This window comes from Flavobacterium aquariorum (genome assembly GCF_003254745.1).
GTDB lineage: Bacteria > Bacteroidota > Bacteroidia > Flavobacteriales > Flavobacteriaceae > Flavobacterium > Flavobacterium aquariorum.
In genome coordinates this window covers 246,020-264,333 of sequence record NZ_QKXH01000003.1, presented here as the reverse complement: position 1 = coordinate 264,333, position 18,314 = coordinate 246,020, and the positions used below count along the sequence as shown (strand labels likewise).

Annotated in this window: 15 protein-coding genes; 2 read left to right on the top strand and 13 right to left on the bottom strand. The window is 33.9% G+C overall.

The window, feature by feature from the left end; all coding sequences use genetic code 11:
- Window positions 1–11: 11 nt before the first annotated feature.
- From DOS84_RS06520 to DOS84_RS06510, 3 genes are all read right to left on the bottom strand, one after another.
- The gene (locus DOS84_RS06520) at window positions 12–2,402 is read right to left on the bottom strand and encodes a mechanosensitive ion channel family protein (RefSeq protein WP_165830401.1); all 2,391 of its coding nucleotides are present in this window, start codon (window positions 2,400–2,402) and stop codon (window positions 12–14) included.
- 441 nt (window positions 2,403–2,843) lie between these two features.
- Entirely contained in the window at window positions 2,844–3,500 is a 657-nt protein-coding gene (locus DOS84_RS06515) for an NAD(P)H-binding protein (RefSeq protein ID WP_207802026.1), read from the bottom strand.
- Window positions 3,501–3,506: 6 nt separating this feature from the next.
- Window positions 3,507–3,971 (bottom strand): DUF1456 family protein, encoded by a 465-nt coding sequence (locus DOS84_RS06510; protein ID WP_111409310.1) that lies wholly within the window; start codon window positions 3,969–3,971, stop codon window positions 3,507–3,509.
- Window positions 3,972–4,167: 196 nt separating this feature from the next.
- Here DOS84_RS06510 and DOS84_RS06505 point away from each other — a divergent pair, with 196 nt between their 5' ends.
- Window positions 4,168–5,679, top strand: coding sequence for a redoxin domain-containing protein (locus tag DOS84_RS06505; protein ID WP_111409309.1), 1,512 nt, complete (start codon window positions 4,168–4,170; stop codon window positions 5,677–5,679).
- A 125-nt stretch (window positions 5,680–5,804) separates the two neighbouring features.
- Here the strand turns inward: DOS84_RS06505 and DOS84_RS06500 are convergent, their stop codons facing one another.
- Window positions 5,805–6,611 carry an alpha/beta hydrolase gene (locus tag DOS84_RS06500; RefSeq protein ID WP_111409308.1) on the bottom strand — a complete coding sequence of 269 codons (807 nt, stop codon included), beginning with the start codon at window positions 6,609–6,611 and terminating at the stop codon, window positions 5,805–5,807.
- Window positions 6,612–6,669: 58 nt separating this feature from the next.
- On the opposite strand from DOS84_RS06500, the gene DOS84_RS06495 reads away from it, so the two are divergent.
- Complete coding sequence (locus DOS84_RS06495; RefSeq protein WP_111409307.1) at window positions 6,670–7,071, top strand: TerB family tellurite resistance protein; 402 nt, start codon at window positions 6,670–6,672, stop codon at window positions 7,069–7,071.
- Here DOS84_RS06495 and uvrB read toward each other — a convergent pair.
- The 9 genes from uvrB to DOS84_RS06450 form a co-directional block, all read right to left on the bottom strand.
- Entirely contained in the window at window positions 7,068–9,059 is a 1,992-nt protein-coding gene (gene uvrB, locus DOS84_RS06490) for an excinuclease ABC subunit UvrB (RefSeq protein ID WP_111409306.1), read from the bottom strand. The two genes, DOS84_RS06495 and uvrB, sit on opposite strands and share 4 nt — an antisense overlap.
- A 141-nt stretch (window positions 9,060–9,200) precedes the next feature.
- Complete coding sequence (locus DOS84_RS06485; protein WP_111409305.1) at window positions 9,201–10,139, bottom strand: alpha/beta fold hydrolase; 939 nt, start codon at window positions 10,137–10,139, stop codon at window positions 9,201–9,203.
- Window positions 10,140–10,250: 111 nt separating this feature from the next.
- On the bottom strand, window positions 10,251–11,198 hold the full coding sequence (rlmF, locus tag DOS84_RS06480) for a 23S rRNA (adenine(1618)-N(6))-methyltransferase RlmF (protein ID WP_111409304.1): 948 nt from the start codon (window positions 11,196–11,198) through the stop codon (window positions 10,251–10,253).
- Window positions 11,199–11,444: 246 nt separating this feature from the next.
- On the bottom strand, window positions 11,445–12,107 hold the full coding sequence (locus tag DOS84_RS06475) for a thiamine diphosphokinase (protein WP_111409303.1): 663 nt from the start codon (window positions 12,105–12,107) through the stop codon (window positions 11,445–11,447).
- 312 nt (window positions 12,108–12,419) lie between these two features.
- Window positions 12,420–13,241, bottom strand: a complete 822-nt coding sequence (locus DOS84_RS06470; RefSeq protein ID WP_111409302.1) for a DUF4249 domain-containing protein — start codon at window positions 13,239–13,241, stop codon at window positions 12,420–12,422.
- 38 nt (window positions 13,242–13,279) lie between these two features.
- The gene (locus tag DOS84_RS06465; protein ID WP_111409301.1) at window positions 13,280–15,688 is read right to left on the bottom strand and encodes a TonB-dependent receptor; all 2,409 of its coding nucleotides are present in this window, start codon (window positions 15,686–15,688) and stop codon (window positions 13,280–13,282) included.
- A gap of 334 nt (window positions 15,689–16,022) precedes the next feature.
- The gene (locus DOS84_RS06460) at window positions 16,023–17,294 is read right to left on the bottom strand and encodes an MFS transporter (RefSeq protein ID WP_111409300.1); all 1,272 of its coding nucleotides are present in this window, start codon (window positions 17,292–17,294) and stop codon (window positions 16,023–16,025) included.
- 10 nt (window positions 17,295–17,304) lie between these two features.
- Entirely contained in the window at window positions 17,305–17,532 is a 228-nt protein-coding gene (locus tag DOS84_RS06455) for a hypothetical protein (RefSeq protein ID WP_111409299.1), read from the bottom strand.
- Between the two features lie 12 nt (window positions 17,533–17,544).
- Complete coding sequence (locus DOS84_RS06450; RefSeq protein WP_111409298.1) at window positions 17,545–18,135, bottom strand: TetR/AcrR family transcriptional regulator; 591 nt, start codon at window positions 18,133–18,135, stop codon at window positions 17,545–17,547.
- Window positions 18,136–18,314 lie beyond the last annotated feature (179 nt).

Sequence of the window (18,314 nt, the reverse complement as noted above, 5' to 3'; positions counted from 1 at the left end):
GTTTTTTTGTGTTAAATTTCAGTTTCTGAATCGGGCTTAGGTTCAATTTCTTTGCTTATAATGTGTACATCCTGTTGAGAAAATGGAATAACAATATTATTTTCTTTTAATGCTTTGTCAATGGCAATTATCAATTCGCTCCTAGTGTCATTATCAAAATCAAAGTGGCTAATCCAGTATTTCAGAACTAAATCAATCGAACTGTCACCAAATTTGGTAAACCAAATTGCCGGCATCGGTTTCATGAGTACATTTTTGTTTTTTTCAAGGATTTCAAAAAGTAATTTTTTGGTTAATTCCAAGTCGGTTCCGTAGGCCACTCCAAATCGGATTTCCGATCTGCGACTGCTGCTTCCAAGAGTCCAATTGGTTAAATTTTGATTTAATAATTCTCCATTCGGAATAACTACATCGGCTCCGTCAAATGTTGTGACAACACTGCTTCTAATGCCAATTGATTTCATTTTTCCTGATTGTGTGCCAACTTCAATAATGTCATCCAAACTCACCGGTTTTTCAAAGGCTATTATTAATCCACTTATTAGATTATTAACTAAGCTTTGCATACCAAAACCAATACCAACTCCCAGTGCACTTATTATTAATGTTATTCTGTCCAAAGGAATTCCCGCCGATGCAAAGGCAACTAGAATACCTAAAGTCACTATTGCAATTCGTGATAAAAACAGCCAACTTCCAAAATTTTTGTTTTTGTTTTTGTCTTTGATAATTTGATTATCGGAAGCCAAAAAGGAAACCACTTTTGAGACAAAACTGGACAGTAGAATTACAAGAATAAATATCAAGATATTTTCAAATGTAAAAGTGATGTTGCCAATGTTTCGTGGTTCGGATATCGTGTTTCTGAAGGGATCAATGATGCTTTGGAAAGTATAAGTGTTTCTTATCATCAACAAAAAACAGCTGAGAAAAAGAATGAGATAAAAACCAAGAGTAAATCGATGAGGGATGCCCAATATTGTTTTCTTCCGTTTGTCTTCATCAATTTTTGCTAAAGTTTTGGATATCATATTGATTTCCTTAACTATAGTAAAGGTGCTATACAGAGAAAATACCACTATGATAATATAAACGGCCTTTGTCATTAAAAATTTACTCAAATTGTAATGACCGTTTACCAGATAGTAGAATGAAAAGAATTGAAAGATGGCCGCAACGATAATATACCAAAAATACACTTTTCTTTGAATTTTAGATCTATTTATGAAAGCATATATACCAATTGCAATACCTAAACAATTTATTGCCAAAATTAAAAAAGACTCCCCAACAAAGTGAATCAAAATTATAATATCAAAAAAGGCTATCAAATTCAAAATAAATATTGCTACCCAGATTTTCCAGATAAATGTATTGATTGATCTCCACATTATTATAGTCAGCGTAATAGTTGATATTGTCCACATCATAATTGAAAAAATAAGTGGTGGCATAGGCAGAATGAATTGATATAAATTCAAGATTACCAAGATTGCGGAGGCTATAGGACTATTTAACATATTAATATTAATTAACATATCTTCTTTATATCCAAAATCAAGGAATTTTCTCTTCTGCAATTTGAAATAGATTGCTGTTCCAAGTATTAGAATCAGCATCATGATAATGGAATTTCTATTGTTTATCAGATAAAAATAGACGACTAGATAGTTTGTTTTTAGTGAAAAAGTAAGAGGATCTTCAACCATTAATTTTTTAATGTCTAGATTCCCGAAAACGGGTACTTTTTTTGTAAATAACTGGTTAACTTCTGTTTTTCTGAGTCTATCATTTTCAATTATATCCGTATCAATTTTGAATTTCAATTGATCTCCCATAATTTCCAATGCTTGAATACTGTCCACAGCATTTTTTAATCTTTCGGATACTAGATCGATATCAGTGCTCATCTTCAACGATTGTAGACGGTAGATTTCTCTGGCGACGGAATCGGTAGGAACATAATAGAGATTTTTTTCTGCTACTAAGGAATCTATTTTTTCTTGTGTTCTACTTAGCTGTTGATTTTCAATGCTTATTTTATTTAAGCGGTTACTGGTACGTTTTAATAATTCATCAAGCAGTATAGAAGTTGAGCTAAGATTTCGATCAGTTAAGATTCTAAATTTAGTGCCTACAATTCCCCTAACAGAAAATTCTTCCCATTCTTTCAATTGATGAATTTCTTCGGTAATGTCTTTATAATCAAATCCTCTATTCAATAAGAACTTTGCATTTTGAACCTCTAATTCAATTAAATTGAAAATTTTGTTTTGTTTCTGAACTTTTTGGTAGTTAATGTATTTTTCCTGTCTCGCTTTCTTCTCACTTTCTGCTTTTCCTTCAAGCATAAGCTGGTTTATTTTATTTTTGATTCCAATTTCTTTAACGATGGAATCCATTTCTTTTTTAGGGTTTTGTGCAGTAGCAGCAAAGAAAAAGAGCAGAGAAAAAAAAACGTAAATAGATTTCAAACTTTTGCTGTTATTATTTTTGAGAGGAGTTGTATGTTGAAACGTAAATTTTAACATGGGCTATAGTATGTTTTTTTTACAGTAATTGTTTAAAGAATTAGTGTTTTAGAAACGTATTTGTAGGAATTAAAAAAAGAGCTCAATATTAATTCATCTTTTAAATCAACAGAATAATTGAAATAGTATTCATAATACTTGTTTTTCGTATTATTTAAATTGAAGATTTATAGATGGTTGTATGTCAAATTTAACAAAAAAATATTAATTTTTTGGCAACTGCGTCTGAAAAACAGTTTATTATGCTGAGAGTAAATTTTTATAAATCTTAGACATAAAAAAACCTGAACTTTCGTTCAGGCTTCTTTTTTATCATTTTCCCATCTCTTGAATCGAGTCCGATTCGTAAATTGTTAATCCTTTGTTGTCTTGTTGAGCTATTGTAAAAAGAGCCTTCGCAACTTTGGCACTTTCTATAGGTTTGTATTTTTTCATATTTCCAACAAACATAAAAGAGAATGCTTTCATGAAAAAAGCGCCTACTTTTTCGCCCAATCTGAATTCTGCGCGATTGCCTAAAAGTAGTGAGGGTCTTAGAATGCTCACTTTTTCGAGTGTTGAAGCTTTAAGGAAATTCTCAATTTCACCTTTCGTTTTCAAATAAAAATTAGATGAAGTTGCGTCCGCTCCAAGTGAAGATATAATCAGGAACTGTTTTATTTTTTTCTCTGTAGCAATTTTTGCAAACTGCATTGGATACTCATAATCCACTCTTCGAAAAGCTTCTTTGTTTCCAGCTTTGTTTATGGTTGTTCCAATGGTGCAAAAGAAATCATCACCTTCAACCAAATCGTGATAATTTTCGGGTTTGTCAAAATCAATAATGTGTTGCTTTAATTTAGGGTGTTGAATACCTGTATCTCTTTTTACGAAAGTGATAATCTTTGAATACTGATCACTTTTCAAAAGAAGTTGTAGTAATTGTGAACCGATAAGGCCAGTGCTACCTATTATTAAAGCTGTTTTCAAAATGGATTACGATTTTTTGTTTTTTCCAAAATTGTATTTTACTTTCTCTACAACTGGTGTTTTTGAATTCCCTTTTGGATATTGTTTTTTTGCAGGTTTTTTTACCGTACTAGATTTTCCAGGAGCTTGATCACCTCTTGCTCTTTCTTCATCTTTTGCTTTTGGTTTAAATTCAGCTCTTTTTGAATCGCTTTCTTTTGCTGGAATTTGAGCTTTGTGTTTGGCCAAAACATCATTCGGGTTTTTAGGATTTTCTTTAGTTCCTCTCAAGTGAATTACCAATCCGTTTAGGAAATTACGTAAAACCTGATCACCGCATTCCATATAATTTTCGTGTTTTTCATCACGGAAAAAAGCACCCAACTCTGATTTTGTAATTCTAAAATCTACCAATTCCAAAATTTCCACTATTTGATCATCGCGTAACATCAAGGCTACTCGAAGTTTTTTGAATATATCGTTATTTGTCATTTTTTAACTATTTAAAGGCAAAGGTAAGCATTTACAAAATGAATTTCCTGATATTGTTTTCTTGACTGTAAAAACACTTTGTCAATTATTTGAAATTAGATTTAAATTCAATTATTTTTGGTGATAATAATTAGAATTATTTTCTAAAACTGTTTAACTATCTATTATAAAATTGTATCAAAGATTATTGTGAATTATGAAGAAAATTTTAATAAGTTTCGTTCTCTTTTTTTGTTTTATGTTCGCTCAAGCCCAGTCCGGTCATGAAATCAAGATTAATTTAAAGAATTGTAAAGATACCGTCGCTTACTTAGCCTTTTACCAATTTGATAAATTGTACATTTCTGATACCTGTAAAAAAGTGGTGAACGGGAATATTGTTTTCAAAGGGAAGAAAAATTTGGACAAAGGCGTTTATTTTTTACTCAGTCAGGAAAAGGGAAATTATTTTGATTTCATTATAGACGAGCAAACCCAAAAACAACAAATCAATTCAGATAAAACCGATTTGCTCGATAATTTAAAAGCAATTAATTCCAAACAAAATGAGAATTTCTTCAATTATATTCGTTTTGTCACAGCCAAAAACAAAGAATTTGATGGTTATAAAAAAACATTAAAAGAACAGAAAAAAGCTGATTCTACAGCTCTTTTGACCAAAGAATTCAAAGTTTTGAATGATGCTATTCAGGAAAATGATTTGAATACGATCACTCAAAACAAAGGAAATTACCTTTCTGAAATAATTAATTTAAAAACAGAAAAAATAGCCAAGGACATTCCAAAAGCCAGTAATGGCAGACCAGATAGTATTTTTTCATATCACTATTACAAAAATCATTTTTGGGATGGTGTCAATTTTCAGGATGATGCCATGTTGCGCAACCCGTTTTTTGCCAATAAAATAAAGCAATATTTCAATACCGTTGTGGTGCAACATCCCGATTCAATTTGTGTGGAGATTGATCGTATGATGCTAAAAACAAAGCAAGGAACCAAGATGAATATGCTTTTATTGGCCTATTTTACCTCGACATATGAAATACCAAAAATAATGGGCATGGACAAAGTTTTCGTCTATATGGTAGATAATTATTTTAAAACAGGTAAAGCGAATGGGGTTTATGATGACAGTGTAATCAAACTTATCATAAACAGAGGGAATGTTCTAGCTCCACTGCAACTCGGGAAAAAGGCACCGGAACTCTATATGATAGACATTCCGGGTCATGATAAAATTGCGAAAATGGGTTTTGACACCGCCAAAACGAGCGAGGAAATCACCAAAATCTATTATGATAATAAATCCGAAATTGAACAATCCTACGTGACTTTATCGAGTATAAAAGCCGATTATTTAGTCCTTCTTTTTTGGGATGTGGACTGTGGTCATTGTCAAAAAGAAGTGCCTAAAATTCTGGAACTATATCACGATTTGTTGAAAGAAAACAAAGATGTCAAAATTTTTGGGGTCTATACCCAAAATGAATTCGATAAATACAAGAAATACATCATTGACAACAAAGTCGATTTTATTAATGTCTACGACGGAGTTCATATCAATAATCTTAAGGATAAATATGATGTCGTGACAACACCTGTAATTTATATTCTGGATAAAAACAAAGTAATCAAAGCTAAAGGTATTGGTTCTGAAGCCATAAAAAGCATCATTACCCAAATGGAAAAAGAGTACTCTAAAAAATAAAGATTTTAGATTTAAGAATTATGATTGCTTCGCCCGTTCGTCTTTCGGGCTCGGGTAACGATTTTAGGATTAATATTTTTTGGACATGCATCTAAAAACTAAAATCGTTAATCTACAATCATTTATCAATATCCTAACCAAAGAAAAGCATCTGTAAAACCATCTCTCCATAGCTTCTCATTGTGATGTCCTCCTTTTACAACTACTTTTTTGTTTAAATGTAGACAATAGCAACGGTTTGTGTTTAGTAGAGTTTCCATGTAATTCAGGTCGGTTACCATACTGTCATCATCTCCTTCCGAATCACCACAGAGAAAGTAAATTTTAGCCTTAAGGTTTTTACTATTTGTCATATAATCATTTATATCCTTTCGATTGATCCAAAAAGCAGGAGAAAACACACCAGCTTTACCAAAAACTTTAGGATATTTTATAACAGCATAAAATGAAGTCAAACCACCCAATGAACTTCCCATAATAGTAGTGTTTTTGGCGTTAGTTTTTGTTCTGTATTTTTTATCAATTTCAGGTTTTAAAGTGTTTACGATAAATTCAAGATATTTATCCGCATTTCCACCACCATATTTTTCGTTTTTATATGGAGTCAATTCTTCTAAACGTTTTTCGCCACCGTTTTCAATTCCTACAACAATTACTTGCGCACTCAAGCTATCCAGTTTTTCATCTACATTCCATTCTCCGGCAAAAGAAGTCTTTGCATCAAACAAATTTTGTGCATCATGCATATAAATGACAGGATATTTTTTTGCTGATGTTTCGTAATTTTTTGGGAGGTACAGCCAGATTTTTCTGTTTGTTTTTAGTTGAGGGGCTTCCATATTAAAACTGGAGACTTGTTTGGAAGCGGTACTCTCTTGTGCAGTGGCTTTACTGAGAAATAGAAATAAGGGAATTAAGTAAATTAATTTCAAGACAATTTAATTTTTAGATTTAGAAAAAAAGAATATTTTAGCTAAAATTAATAATTAGATGGACACACACGTAGAAAAAATCAATTTATTGTCTGAGATGATTGCATTTTCAGTTGTTGATGGTCGATTGCATGAGCGCGAATATCAATTTGTTTGGATTGTTGCGCAAGAATTAGGTATCAGTAAAAAAGATTTCAATGAGTTATTCCATCAAGAATTGCCAACGGGCGTTATAAAATCTGAGTTTGAAAGGATACAGCAATTTTATCGTTTAGCATTATTAATGCATATTGATGGTATTTTGCATGAGAAAGAAGAAGAGGCCATTCGCCAAATCGCCATCAATATGGGATTAAATCCAAGTGCGACTAATCGTATTCTAAAATTAATGAAAGCATCTCCCAATGCTATAATTCCTCCAGAAGTATTATTGGGTCATTTTCAGGAACAACATAATTAATGGTTTTTTGCTTGTAAAGCTTTAATCTCATCACGTAGTTTTGCAGCTTGCATAAAGTCCAAATCTTTTGCTGATTTTTCCATTGCTTTTCGTTTTTCGCGAATGAGTTTTTCCAAATCTGGTTTGGACATGTAGGCAGTTTCTGGTTCGGCGGCAACGTTCATAATGTGTCCCAATTCATACTCTACCAATTTATTGTTTGTAAAAGCGCTCTCTATTTTTTTATTTAAAGCTTGAGGAACTACATTATTTTCTAGGTTAAAATTAATTTGCTTTGTTCTTCTGTAATTTGTTTCATCAATAGTTTTTTGCATACTATTGGTAATTTTATCAGCATACATTATGGCTTTTCCGTTTAAGTTCCTTGCTGCGCGGCCTATGGTTTGTGTTAGCGAGCGATGGCTTCTTAAGAAGCCTTCCTTGTCTGCATCGAGTATGGCAACCAATGAAACTTCTGGTAAATCCAATCCTTCTCTCAATAAGTTTACTCCAATTAAAACATCAAATAATCCTTTTCGTAAATCTTGCATAATTTCGATGCGTTCTAATGTATCAACATCAGAGTGGATGTAGCGGCAGCGAATGGACACTTTAGTAAGGTATTTGGCTAGTTCTTCGGCCATTCTTTTCGTCAAAGTTGTCACTAAGACCCTTTCATCCAATTCACAGCGCTGCTGAATTTCTTCAATCAAATCGTCGATTTGATTCAGACTTGGGCGAATTTCAATTATTGGATCCAATAAACCTGTTGGACGAATCACTTGTTCTACATATACGCCACCACATTTTTGCAATTCATAGTCGGCAGGAGTGGCAGAAACATAAATGACTTGGTTTTGCATCGCCTCAAACTCATCAAATTTTAATGGGCGGTTGTCCATTGCAGCCGGCAGTCGAAATCCATATTCAACTAAATTTTCTTTACGGCTTCTGTCTCCTCCATACATCGCCTGAACTTGTGATATCGTTACGTGGCTTTCGTCAACGACCATCAAATAATCTTTTGGGAAATAGTCCAATAAACAGAAAGGTCTCGATCCTGCTTCTCTTCCGTCCAAATAGCGTGAATAGTTTTCGATTCCGGAACAATATCCCAATTCCCGAATCATCTCCAAATCAAAATTGGTGCGTTCTTCGAGTCTTTTGGCTTCAAGATGTTTTCCTATTTCCTTGAAATAATCAACTTGTTTGACCAAATCCTGCTGGATTTCCCAGATTGCATTTTGCAGTACATCGGGAGAGGTCACAAACATATTGGCGGGGTAGATAGTAAGTTTTTCGTACCGTTCAATGACTTTGGATGTTTTTACATCGAAGCTTTCTATTTCTTCTATTTCATCTCCAAAAAAGTGAATTCTGAATGCGTCATCTGCATAACTTGGATATACTTCAACTGTATCGCCTTTTATGCGAAAATTTCCGGGGGTAAAATCGGCTTCCGTTCTGGAATACAGGCTTTGAACCAAATTTTTTAATAATTTGGTTCTGGAAATCATTTGATTTTTCTCTACCGCAATTACGTTCTTCTGAAATTCAACGGGATTTCCAATACCATAAATGCAGGATACAGAAGCTACAACTATTATGTCCCTTCGACCAGAAAGAAGAGAAGAGGTAGTGCTTAAACGCATTTTTTCGAGTTCTGCATTGATGGATAAATCCTTTTCAATAAAAACGCCAGTTACGGGCATAAAAGCTTCAGGTTGATAATAATCGTAATAGGATACGAAATATTCTACAGCATTGTTAGGAAAAAATTGTTTGAACTCCGAATACAATTGAGCAGCCAAGGTTTTGTTGTGTGCCAATACCAATGTGGGACGTTGTATTTCCTGAATGACATTGGCCACCGTAAATGTTTTTCCGGAACCTGTAACCCCAAGTAAAGTTTGGAATTGCTCACCATTCAACAAGCCTTCTGACAATTTTTCAATGGCTTGCGGTTGGTCCCCTTTGGGTTGGTATTCGGATATGACTTGGAAATTCATTTATCTAATTTGGAGTTGAATTGGTTTTGTAAAGTTACAAAGTAAAATTCAAAGATTATAATTCTATTGAATGCGTTCAATTAGATAAAAATGGATAAAAAAGAAGTTTGGTAAGTACCGTTTTAAGTTTGATCTTATAATTTACTTTAAAAAATCAACAATAATTTCATTCACCTTATTGGCTTGATCCATGCTTAAAAAATGACCTGCATTTTTAATAGTTTCTGTTTTGTCGTTACTTAAAAAATCATTGGCACGCAAAAGACTTTTTTCTGAATTGATGACATCATGATCTCCAATAAGTACTAAAACGGGTATCGATATTCTTTTTAATTCGTCATCAGAGAAAGGTGTCATTTGTAAAAAACTGGCATTGGATTTAGAATATTTATTTGCCAAATAAAATTGTTTTTTATAAGTGGAATTAATTTTATCTGGATAATAGGAGAAAGCGACTAGTGTTTTTTTAAATTTATTTTTGTTTGGAAAGAATTTTAAAAATAATGCCGATGATGCTTTTCCTTTTTGATCCACACCGTCAAAAGTTTGTGCGGGACTTAGTAATACAAGTTTGTCAATTTTGCTATTTTTTTGAATTGTCAATAGCGTAGCAATCCAACCTCCTCGTGAGGCTCCTATTATGTCAACATTTTTGAATTTATAATAGTTGAAAATTTGAGTATACCAATTTACGATTTCATCAGCGCTAAGTGAATTTCCTTTAAATTCGGACTTTCCAGCTTCCATCAAAAAGTCAATCGCGTATACCCGATGATTTTTTGACAGTGCTGCACTGTTGGGGAACCACATAGTAGAACTAGCATCCATACCATGAAGTAAAAGCAATGGTTTGGCATCCTTAGGGCCGCTAATAATGATATGGGCCTTACCAAAACTAGTTGCGACGTATTCTTCTTTATAGGGAACTTTCCAAAGCTGTAATGACTTATTGTAAGAGTTAATGTATTGTGTTTTTTCTTTTTTTCTTTTAAAAACGTATTCGTCAATTTTCTTCTCTTTGGATACACTACAGCTTATAAGTAGTGCAAACACAATAATTTTGGAGACTAATTTATACATAAGGATTAAGTTGAATTTCTTTGAAATGTAGTGAAAGCAAATGGTTTTTAACTTGGCTTACTGCTTTAAAAGTGATCCATACTTAAAATTGAAAATCAGTTTTTATAAATGTTAAAGTTTCCAAGCTTTTTGTTGTGCTTCACTCATAAAAGTCCAAGCAACAATTCGGCTTGTTTTTTGACCTTGAGCCATTTCTATTGTTTTATGAATAGCTGCCACATTGTTTAAGGTTTTGTATATCGTATTCAAATTGGATTGTTTGGATACTAATGTAGTAAACCAAAGACATTGCATAGGATATTTGGCGCTTTCATAAATCATTTGTTTGATAAAGCCTAATTCACCGCCTTCACACCACAATTCAGCATTTTGTCCTCCAAAATTAAGTACGGGTTTTGCTGCTTTTGGAGCATTTGGAGTCAGATTATTAACTTTTCGAAGACTGCTTTTTGTCGCTTCTTCGGAGGAAGAATGAAAAGGAGGATTGCAGATGGTAAACGTGAATCGATCCTCGGGAGCTATAATGTTTTTGAAAATAAAACGAGAGTTTACCTGTAATTGCAGACTTATTGCTTCTGCCAATTTTGGGTTTTGTTCGATGATCTTTTTGCAGTTTTGAATTGCATTTTCATCGATATCGGTTCCTACAAATGACCAGCCATAAATAGCATTTCCTAATATCGGATAAATACAATTGGCTCCAATACCAATGTCGAGACCCATAATAGTTTCTCCTTGTGGAATTATACCATTATTTGTTGTGGCCAATAAATCTGCGAGGTAATGAATATAGTCGGTTCTGCCAGGTATTGGAGGGCACAAAAAATTAGCTGGAATATCCCAGTTTTGAATGTCATAATTGGTGATTAATAGAGCCTTATTAAGCGCTTTTACTGCTTCTGGATTACTAAAATCAATTGTTTCTATGCCGTGTTCATTGACAAAAACAAATTTTGCCAAATCGGGATGATTTAGTATTAATAGTTCAAAGTTATATCCAAATCGATGAAGATTTCTCGGATGTAAAGTTGTCTTTTCGGTATTCTTTGTAGATTTCATTTTCTAAATTTCGGTGCAAAGATAGTCAATCCTTTCTTGTTATTGATATAGTGACTATTTGTGGCTGTTTTTGTTTACCTTTATTACAATAATTAGGCCGAAGTGTTTGGTTTTTAGTTAATTATGGTTTTTTATCTTAAAAAGAAGGGAAACTTTTAGGTTGGGAATATACTTTTTAGTAAAGTGTATTTTTAAAATCTGAGAAAAAACCATCTAGTTTTTAGTCCTTTGAAAACTAGAATTTTACTAATCTATGCATTCCATTAATAACAAATCGCCATCATTGTGATTGATGGTTACAATTCCGTCATGGGCAACTTCGTTGCTGCTCCCAGTTCTGTATCCCATGGTTAAGGTGTCATTTTGCAAGGGATATACTAAATTTTTGGAATAGATTCCGTTGACAACTCCAATGGGAATTAATGAAATAGGCGTTCCTGCGGTGTACCATTTTTCAAATTTATTGGGAAGCAAAAATATTTTGGAGTGATCGTCCAGAATGACGATTTTAATTAAATTTCGATAGCGAACTATATTCGTGAGATTGGTAATCGTGTGGTCGGCCCTTCTTCCTGTGGCCCAAACTACATTTACGGCAGGAATTTTTCTTGCAATTAAATAATCCAATGCTTTTTCTAAATCAGTTTTATTTTGATCAGGTGTATGAACAATTTCCAATGGATATTGGGAAGTTTGATATTTTTCGACGTCAAAACCTCGGTCGAAATCACCCAAAAGTACATCAACTTTTACATCCAGTTCCATTACACGTTCAATAGCCGAGTCCAGTACAATTACCAGTGGTGACCATTCCAGTAGTTGTCCCAATAACTCTGGATGACATGCTGCTCCGTTTGCAATTATTAAAGCGGGTTCTTGGTCGTCGCGAACGATATGATGTGAAGACATTTTACTTAAGATTTTAGAAGGCAGATTTTAGATTTCAGAATGCAAAGCTTAGATTCTAGATTTCATAAAATAGAAGTTAGAACAGAGAATTTCAGATTTTTTGTAAAAGTATGAAAAATCTAAATTCTAAAATCTTAATTCTGCCTTCTGAAATCTTAAGAAATAGCCCTGATTAAAACAGAAAGCCCGGAGCTCCAAAAACTTATTTTTTCCTGCCCTAAAAGAGCGACCGGAGGAAGCTCCTTTAAGGGTGTAGAAAAATTGTTTTTTGGGGCGAGGACTTGTAGTGGAAAGCAGGAATAGCTTCTTGTTTTACTCAATTGTGTATTCTTTCGAATCGCTTTCACTTACCGAAAAATAGCCCAAAGGATAATTGTTCGGATTAGTGATATTGATTACGTTGCCCCTGATAGTTGATGGAGGAGACTGAAATGGGCCACCACCGTTTTGTCCTGCAAGACTGATAATAACACTCATGTAATTGTAATAGCTTTTGGAAATGCCCAAATGGGTAACATTGACTTTTTCACCCACTTTTAAAGAATCATTTTGGGAGATACTAAAAAATTCATTTCCGTTAAAAAAGGTGTCATCGTCCGTATATAGATTTGTTGTTTTTTGATTTTTATAATTATAACGGTATAAATAGAAATTGACTTCGTCGGCAGGGTCATTAAAATAGGCTTTTACCTCAATGTCTTTTCCGCTAAATCCGCCATTATCATTTTGTGAAAACTTTGTAATGGCCGCTACTGGATACATTTTTTCAGTGGCAGTGTATGTTTCTCCATTTGTTTTAATGGTCAGGGTGTAGGTTTCATTTAGTTTAGGTTCAAAATCAGAACAAACATACATTCCCGTTTTTGGGTTTTCAATAAAATTAAAAACCTTATTGGAACTATTTGTCACAGTCACAACTGCGCCAGAGACCACAGGAATTACGTTCTCGAAATATCCTGTTGTCGTGGTTAGTTTTATGTATTGGACACTGCCTTCTGTGCCTTTTTGCCAATTGATTGTCGCTTCAACAGCCAATCTGGGAGCTGCAGTATCTACGTCGACTTTTATAACATCTTCACAGCTTATGCATACAAAAGTAAAGATTATTAGTAGGGTTGCGATTAATTTTTTCATCAGTTCTATGTTTTAGTTCTCGTCTAATGAGAATATTTTTAAAATTTGAAATTATAACTTACCGCTGGCACGATACCAAAAATAGATGTTTTCACGGCTTCGTTTGTACCTGTGTCCAGATTTTCTCTAAAGGCAATTGAAGCAGCATTTTTTCTATTGTAAACGTTGTAAATGCTAAAAACCCATTCGCTTCTCCAATTTTTATTGTAATTTGGTTTTGGAGTTAATGTAGCTGAAATGTCCAAATGATTAAAAGAAGGCAATCGTTCCTTATTTCGTAATCCATAAATTGGGATGGTCATTCCCAGATATTCGTATTGTCCGTTTGGATAAGTGGTAGGCTGTCCCGTTTGATAAATAAAGTTGGCGCCGAAAGCCCATTTTGGATTTAGATAATAAGAACCGGTAACGGCTAGATTGTTGACTTTATCATAAGCAGTATTATACCATTGACCATTGTTTATTCCAGTTTCTTCGGGCGTACGTCCTGGAGTTTGTTGTTCCGATTTGGAAAGGGTATAGGATATCCAACCCGTTAGTTTTCCTTCGTTCTTTTTTAGCATCAATTCGAGACCATAAGAGCGCAATTGGCCATTCAATAAAACTTGCTCTATTGCTTTATTGGCAATTAAGTTGGCTCCATCAATATAATCCAATCTGTTTTGTACTTCTTTATAAAAACCACTAACTTCGGTGGAATAGGCTCCTTCCTTGAATTTTCTAAAATAACCTAAGGCTACTTGATCAGCAATTTGAGGTTTGATATAGGTGCCACTCGGAGTCCAAACGTCCAAAGGAGTGGGAGAGGAGGTGTTGGAAATTAACTGTAAATACTGAACCATTCGGTTGTAACTCGCCTGGAAAGACTGGTTTTCGTTGAGCTGATAATTGACGCTTAATCGAGGTTCCAAATAGTCGAAGCTTTTAATTACTTCATTTTTGCTGTACTGTTTTGTCCCAATAGGAGTTGCTTTTTCATAGATTTGAAACTGTGAATTGAACAGTACAGGATTATCATTCTCATATAAATTCACCGTTGAAGAACCTACATTGTAAAACAAACTGTAACGTAATCCATAATTGATATCAATTCGGTCGGTTATTTTTTGCTCGGCATTGATATAAATTGCGGGTTCATATGCATATTTTTTTTCTAATTGGTCAGGATTAATTCCCGAGTCAGGACTTGAAGGCTTTATGGTTCCCGGATTGAATTCGTAATAAATACCATTTACACCGAAATTCAATTTTAATTTGTCTGAAACATAACTTCTAAAATCGTATTTAATGTTAAAATTCTTAATCCCCGATCTCCATTCGAAACCAACAAAATCAAGATCTAAACCATAGTAATAATCACTAAAAATTGCGGATAGATTCGAGAAGAGTTTCTCAGAAAATAAATGATTCCAACGGGTATTGAAAGTGGTGTTTCCGTATATATTCGTAAAGCTTTTGTTTATTGCAAATACATCCCGGCCAAAATAGCCCGACATGTATAAATTATTATTTGGAGTTAATTTATAACTTAATTTTGCATTTAAATCATAAAAATAGGCAGCGTTGTCTTTTTGATCTTCGGATAGTTTTAGGAATAAATGTGCATAGGAAGCTCGGCCAGCAATAAGAAAAGAACCTTTGTTTTTTACTATGGGACCTTCGGCCAAAAGGCGGCTCGTAATCAATCCAATTCCACCACTCATGTGGAAATCGTTACTGTTTCCGTCTTTTTGATAAATGTCCAAAACCGAAGATGCTCTCCCTCCATATCGAGCTGGTATTCCTCCTTTGTATAGTTTGATATCCTTGACGGCGTCTGGATTAAAAATAGAAAAGAATCCAAAAACGTGCGAAGAGTTAAAAATACTGGCTTCATCCATCAAAATTAAATTTTGGTCGGCGCCACCTCCGCGCACGTTAAATCCGGAGGCTGCTTCACCAGCATTGGTAACACCTGGAAGCAATAAAATAGATTTGATAATGTCAACTTCACCTAGCACAACCGGCATTTTTTTGATCGTTGCAACCGAAAGTTTGTTTACGCCCATTTCGGGTTTTCGGTTTTCGGTTTGGCTATCGTTGCTATTGATAATGACCTCTTTCAAAACGTTTTCGCTACCAGTCAATTTGAAATTCATTTTGGTGTTTTTATCCAAATTTACCGTCCCTTCGGTAGTCTGAAATCCTATCGAGGTGATTTGAATTTTATAAATACCTTTTGGCAATGTGATGGAATAAAAGCCATATTCATTTGTAATAACTCCTGTTTTTAATTCAGGAATCGAAACGTTAACTCCAATTAATGTTTCATTGCTATTGTTGTCGGAGATGGTTCCGCTAAGGGTAAACTTCTGTTTAGCCGATTCGTTATTGCTCTTATCCTGAGAAAAAGTGTAAAAAGAAGTAAGCAGTAAAAGGAATAAGTAAATAATTTTCTTTGAAATCATTGTTTTGGTTTTGAATTGCAAATGTCATTAAATCAGAGGTCAATTCGTACATAACATATGTTAATGTATCGTTAATAACGCTTGGTTGTTTTGGTTTTGTATTGTTCGAAATAAAAAACTAAATGAGTGAATGAATAGGCTTTATCTGGAAACAAAATTTATGCTGTCCTCTATATCCCAACTTGTCTCGTCCCTAAAGACGAGACAAGTTGGGATACCGTCTTCATAAGGGCCAAAGAGCCTGCATGTTTAATTTTTCGAATAAATATTCGTTTATCAAAAAAAAATATTAATATTTTGAATATTAATATTTTATGACATTTAAAAACTGAATTTAAACTTCAATAGAGATAGGCAGATTTTCCCTTTGCTCTTTGTTTTTTCTTTTTACCATTTTATTGACGCGATACATAAGTATAATAGTTAGGAGTGATATACAGATAATTATAATTCCCAATGTATCATAATGTTCCAGTGGACTCAATTTGTCTTTTTGTACAACAATTGTTCCTGCAAAAGCAGCGGCAACACCTCCGGCAATTTGTTGTAACGATGAGTTTATGCTCATAAAGGCACCTCTGTCTTGAATTTCTGGAATAGATGTTACCAAAGCCGTTGAAGGTACCATTCGTCCCATCACACCCATCATCATAAGCACGTTTGCAACAGCAACGAGTCCAAAGGCAGTAATGCCAAGGTTGGTGTAGATGGCAACCATTATGATAGTCCATAATGAGGCGACAATGAATATTTTGTATTTGTCTATAGTGTCGCTCAATTTTCCAACCAAAGGCATTACCAGTAATGTAGATAAACCAGCTATCATGAATATCATTGGCAATTGATGCTGTGTAATGTGAAGATTGTTGATTGCAAAAGCACTTCCAAAAGGCATCATCATAAAGCCTCCAACCGAAAGCAATGCTGTGGCCGTAAAACCAATTCGATAGTCCTTTTTTGCGATAGTGTGTTTTAAGTGCTCAAAAGGTGATTTATCGTGTTGAACCGCAAGATGTTTGGTGATAGGTTTTAATTTAGCGGCTATAAATAATGCCACAATTCCTGCCATTCCTGCCACCCATAGAAAAGGAGCATGCCAACCCCAAGTATTTGAAAGGTACAAACCAATAGGAATTCCCAAAATTTGGCTAGCTCCAAATCCCATTTGGATAAAACCCATTACTCGCCCGCGTTGCTGGAGGGTAAATAAATCAGCTATAATGGCCATAGAAATAGAACCAATAACTCCTCCAAACAATCCGGTGATAATTCTGGCCGTTACGAGCCATAAATACGAGTTTACGATTCCACATAAAATGGTTCCTGCAATAAAACCTATATAGAAGAACAGCAATAGCTTTTTACGGTCAAATTTATCGGCAAAACCCGCTGTAAGAAGCCCTGAAATACCTGCACTAAAAGCATAAGCTGAAACAACTAAACCAAAATGAGTTGGTTTTAAACTTAAGGATTTCATTAGAATATCTCCCAAAGGTGACATTACCATAAAATCCAGTATTACTGTAAATTGAGTGATGGCTAGTATGAAAACAGCAAATTTTTGATAAGGTGTAAATGGGATTACTTTTGGTTTTTGTTCTTTCATTTTGATTTGTTTATTCCAATATGGAGCATTTGAAGTTTTGATCGTTTAAAAGTTCTATTATCTGCTCTTCTGATAAAGTATCGCTTACAATACGCAAAACACAATCTATATCTTCCTGGTCAATTGTCCATTGGTGTATTTCTGAATTTGCATCCAATATCTCGATTATTTTTTGTTTATCGTTTTCGGTTTTAATATTGGTTGCAAATACCAATATATTGTCTATTTGGTTTTCCATAGTTTAACTTTTTTATGGTGTCAATGCTTTTATCACTAATTCAAATGCTTCGTCAGTGACTTCTTTGGTAAGGGTGAATGGAGTTCCTGCCATGCTTTTTCCTTCGTTGTGAAAACGAAGTAAAGTGTATAAAGGCCCATAGGCAATACTCCAAAATACCTCTTTGGGCATACAAACTAATTCTTTTTTGTCAATCGCATTTTTTAAAAAATCACCCATTATTGTTTTGAAGTCCAAAAGGCTTTTTTCCAAAATGCAATCTCTGTAACTGGAATGGCTCAAAAGTTCCCAACAAGCCACATTCAAAGGATATTTTATCGTAAATCGTGCCCTGTTTTCCCATTGTTTGCGTAAGCCATCCTTAAAAGGCATAGTAGGGGAGAAATCTTTGACCATTTCATTAAAGAAATCTTGTCCAATTTGGATTCCGATTTTTTTTATCAGATCTTCTTTGTCCGTGTAATAGATGTATAAAGTCGCCACCGAAACACCGCTTTCTTTTGCCAAGCGATTCATTCCAAAGCCTTCAATGCCCAGTTTTACCAGCATTTCAATGGCTTTCTGTTTAACGATTTCTTCTTTGTGTGTGTCTCTTGTTCGCATTTTTTTTGTTTTTGGAAAAACAAAAATATTAAATATAAATGAATGTTCGCTTATTTATAATAAAAAATATTTTATGAAACCAAGTTTGATTAATAGAGCTTTGAATTTTATAGTTTTTCAATCCTGCAATTTTTTATTCAATCTTGCAGGATATCTTTTTTGCAAATAGCAAATATTTA

What these genes read in the sequence shown, in the direction of transcription:
- DOS84_RS06520 (WP_165830401.1), bottom strand. Translation starts at nt 2,402, where the DNA reads ATGGATTCCATCGTTAAAGAAATTGGAATCAAAAATAAAATAAACCAG.
- DOS84_RS06510 (WP_111409310.1), bottom strand. Translation starts at nt 3,971, where the DNA reads ATGACAAATAACGATATATTCAAAAAACTTCGAGTAGCCTTGATGTTA.
- DOS84_RS06505 (WP_111409309.1), top strand. Translation starts at nt 4,168, where the DNA reads ATGAAGAAAATTTTAATAAGTTTCGTTCTCTTTTTTTGTTTTATGTTC.
- DOS84_RS06495 (WP_111409307.1), top strand. Translation starts at nt 6,670, where the DNA reads ATGGACACACACGTAGAAAAAATCAATTTATTGTCTGAGATGATTGCA.
- uvrB (WP_111409306.1), bottom strand. Translation starts at nt 9,059, where the DNA reads ATGAATTTCCAAGTCATATCCGAATACCAACCCAAAGGGGACCAACCG.
- DOS84_RS06485 (WP_111409305.1), bottom strand. Translation starts at nt 10,139, where the DNA reads ATGTATAAATTAGTCTCCAAAATTATTGTGTTTGCACTACTTATAAGC.
- rlmF (WP_111409304.1), bottom strand. Translation starts at nt 11,198, where the DNA reads ATGAAATCTACAAAGAATACCGAAAAGACAACTTTACATCCGAGAAAT.
- DOS84_RS06475 (WP_111409303.1), bottom strand. Translation starts at nt 12,107, where the DNA reads ATGTCTTCACATCATATCGTTCGCGACGACCAAGAACCCGCTTTAATA.
- DOS84_RS06470 (WP_111409302.1), bottom strand. Translation starts at nt 13,241, where the DNA reads ATGAAAAAATTAATCGCAACCCTACTAATAATCTTTACTTTTGTATGC.
- DOS84_RS06465 (WP_111409301.1), bottom strand. Translation starts at nt 15,688, where the DNA reads ATGATTTCAAAGAAAATTATTTACTTATTCCTTTTACTGCTTACTTCT.
- DOS84_RS06460 (WP_111409300.1), bottom strand. Translation starts at nt 17,294, where the DNA reads ATGAAAGAACAAAAACCAAAAGTAATCCCATTTACACCTTATCAAAAA.
- DOS84_RS06455 (WP_111409299.1), bottom strand. Translation starts at nt 17,532, where the DNA reads ATGGAAAACCAAATAGACAATATATTGGTATTTGCAACCAATATTAAA.
- DOS84_RS06450 (WP_111409298.1), bottom strand. Translation starts at nt 18,135, where the DNA reads ATGCGAACAAGAGACACACACAAAGAAGAAATCGTTAAACAGAAAGCC.